The organism is Promineifilum sp. (SeqCode) (genome assembly GCF_041918635.1).
Taxonomy (GTDB): Bacteria; Chloroflexota; Anaerolineae; order Promineifilales; family Promineifilaceae; genus Promineifilum.
In genome coordinates, this window is the sequence record NZ_JAYRVJ010000713.1 from 1 (window position 1) to 2,980 (window position 2,980).

The following is a 2,980-nucleotide window of genomic DNA, read 5'->3' on the forward strand; positions in this document are numbered from 1 at the left end:
CTTGCCGCCCACCATCACCCTCACGCCCACCTGGACGCCGCTGCCGTCGGAGACATTGCCTCCCAGCGCCACGCCCAGCCCGTCGCAGACGCCCGCGCCGACCAGCACCCCGCGCGACCCGCGCACCCACACCGTCAGCGCCGGCGAGACGCTTTTTGGCCTGTCGCTCCTCTACCGGGTGTCGGCCGACAGCATCGCCCAGGCCAACAATTTCGACCTGAACGCCCCCATCCAATCCGGTCAGGGTCTCGTGATCCCCTGGCCGACAGCCACCCCGCCGCTGGAGTCGGTGCTGCTGCAGATCAACGGTCAGCCGGTATTGGCCGACGCGACCAACTGCGAGATCATCACCATCCAGTCAGGCGATTCGGCCTATGGCTTGTCGGCGCTCAAGGGCGTGCCGCTGGAGGCGATCATCGCCGTCAACCGGCAGACGCAGGAGTCGATCCAGCTCCTCCAGCCGGGCGATACGCTCTGCATCCCCAAGCTGCTCTACGGGGACACTATCCCGCCTACGGCCGGGCCGTCGCCGACGCCCTCGCTGACGCCGCCGCCCGGCGGGCCGTCGCTTCTCTACCCGGTGGATGGCACGGTGGTGGAGTCGCTGGACACGCCCATCATCTTGCAGTGGACGGCGGTCAAAGACCTGGGGCCGGACGAGTGGTACATGGTCGAGTTGCGCGACCTCGACGACCGCGACAGTCTGCCGCAGCGCGGTTTCACGCGCGACCCCTCGTTCCATCTGCCGGCCGAGTGGCGGCCGGAGATCGAGGCGCTGCGCCGCATGCAGTGGACGGTCAGCATCGTCCAGGTGACCGGCCGACGCTCCGACGGCGGCTTCATCTATACCTTCGGCGGCAAGAGCAGCCGCCCGGCTGCCTTCCAGTGGCAGGGGGCCGTGCCCACGTCCACACCGACCCTTACGCCCACGCCGGCGCCTACCCCCGTGTCAGAATAGCGGCCAGGCAATCGTTACTCCGTCAGAAAAGGATTGCTGCGCCGCTCCTCGCCGATAGTCGTCGCCGGGCCGTGACCGGATAGCACGACGGTCTCATCCGGCAGCGGCAGCAACTTCTCGCGGATACTGCTCATGAGCAGTTCGTAGTCGCCGCCGGGCAAGTCCGTCCGGCCGATGCTGCCCTGAAAGAGCACGTCGCCATCGAACAACACGCCCTCGCCGGCCAGATGAAAGCAGACGTGGCCCGGCGCGTGCCCCGGCGTGTAGAGCACCGCGGCCGACAGTTCGCCGACCTGGAGCTCCTGCCCTTCAACTAACAAGTGATCGGGCGGCGGCGCGGCGTCCACGGGGATGCCCCACATCGCCCCGGCGGCCGTCGCCCGCTCTAGCATGGGCACGGCCTCTGGATGAACGTAGATGGGTGCGCCGGTCAACTCCTTCAGTTCGGCCAGCGCGCCGACGTGATCGAAGTGGGTGTGGGTCAGCCAGATCGCTTCGAGCGTCCAGCCCGCTTTCTGCACCTGGGCCAGTATGCCCCGCCCATCCCAGGACGGATCGATGACGACGGCCTGTGAGGTTTCGGTGCAGGCCAACACGTAACAGTTTGTCTGGAGCGGCCCGAGCGGCAATTGCAGAATACGCATAGTCATGTAAAACGCCTCCAAGAAGCATCTACAGATTGCACAGATTTTTCTTTACTCTGCGTAATCTGTGAGATCTGTGGATGCTCTTCTTCAGGATTGGGTTGGTTGCGCCCTGGGCAGGACGGCCTGGGTGCGCCAGCCAAGATAGATGACCTCGGCCAGTGAGGCCAAATTGAGCGCCAGGGCCGCCGTGGGCAACCCCGGCCATGCCCGCGCCACGCCCCACGCCAGCACGCCGCCCGTGACGGCCAGGTTGACGGCCATGCCGACGTTGACGTACCGCGTGTGGCGGCCGTGGATGAGCAGGCCGCGCAACCAGGAGATGAGCACCGCCAGCGCCGGGAAGAACAGAAACAGCCCCAGACTGGACAGCGCCAGTTGCCCGACTTCCGGCGTCATATCCTGCACGCCAAAGATGTAGCCCTGGGCCAGCGGGGTAAAGGCGAAAAGCGCTATCACCACCGTACTGAGCGCCGTCAGGGCCATAGTGAAGCGGCGCAGCGGCCCGAACGTCCGGCCGTCGCGGTGCAGGGCAATGATCACCTCCGGCAGGGCCATCGCCGCCGCCCGCGCCATCAGCAGGATTTGGAACAGCACCGGCCACGCCGCCAGCGACTCTGTCGGGTGTTCCAACCGGGCCAGGCTGGAAGTGACGAGCGGCTGCATGAGCAGGATGAGCAGCGATGTGGCCGCCAGCGGCAAGTGGAACCAGAACAGAGCGCGATAGGTGAGCGCCGGGCCGTCGGCGGGCGGCGAACCGGGCGAGAGCTCGGCCCGCACCACCGGCCGGACAACCCAGGTGGCGTAGGCCGCCTCGGCCGTCACCCCGGCCATGAGCGCCAGCGCGCCGATGATGACCCCCGGCCAGTCGGTCAGCAGGGCCAGCAGGACAACCGCCCCGCCGGAGGCCAGAAGGCGCACGCCCGTGCCCCAGGCGATTTTGCGCGTCTGGTTGAACCGGATGAGGATGCCCTGCAAGAAGCGCCGCCAGCCGATAGCCGCGCTCCAGAAGATCATGATCTGCATGCCGGGCCGTACCCAGCGCGCCACCTCGTCCGGCACGTCGAGCCAGCCGGGCACAATCAGGTCGAATAGCGGCGTGTAGCCGACAAGTACGGCCAGCACGGTGAGCAGCGCGCACCAGTGCAACGTAAAGCGGCGAACCAACCGGTAGGAGGCGTAGTCGCGCACTAGGGCGGTCGAGGTTGCCAGCAGATTGATGATCGGGCTCTCGATAGTCACCGACAGGCTGGTGACGATGCCCATGGCCGCCAGCATGATCACCTCGTCCGGCAGCCGGTTGATGGAGGCGGAGATGATGGGGCCTTCGGCCGCCATCAGCAGCCAACTGGCAAACAGCGGCAGCCAGAACCCCAAA

3 protein-coding genes are annotated in these 2,980 nt (G+C 66.9%); 1 reads left to right on the plus strand and 2 read right to left on the minus strand.

The window, feature by feature from the left end:
• A partial coding sequence (locus ACE3UY_RS20850) for a LysM peptidoglycan-binding domain-containing protein (protein WP_374689402.1) occupies positions 1 to 958 on the plus strand: 958 nt, incomplete at its 5' end.
• A gap of 14 nt (positions 959 to 972) precedes the next feature.
• Here the strand turns inward: ACE3UY_RS20850 and ACE3UY_RS20855 are convergent.
• Both ACE3UY_RS20855 and ACE3UY_RS20860 read right to left on the minus strand, forming a co-directional pair.
• The gene (locus ACE3UY_RS20855; protein WP_374689403.1) at positions 973 to 1,608 is read right to left on the minus strand and encodes an MBL fold metallo-hydrolase; all 636 of its coding nucleotides are present in this window, start codon (positions 1,606 to 1,608) and stop codon (positions 973 to 975) included.
• A gap of 84 nt (positions 1,609 to 1,692) precedes the next feature.
• The coding region (locus ACE3UY_RS20860) for a hypothetical protein (RefSeq protein WP_374689404.1) at positions 1,693 to 2,980 on the minus strand (1,288 nt) is incomplete at its 5' end.

Coding starts and splice junctions, on each gene's coding strand:
- ACE3UY_RS20855 (WP_374689403.1), bottom strand. CDS start 1,608: ATGACTATGCGTATTCTGCAATTGCCGCTCGGGCCGCTCCAGACAAAC.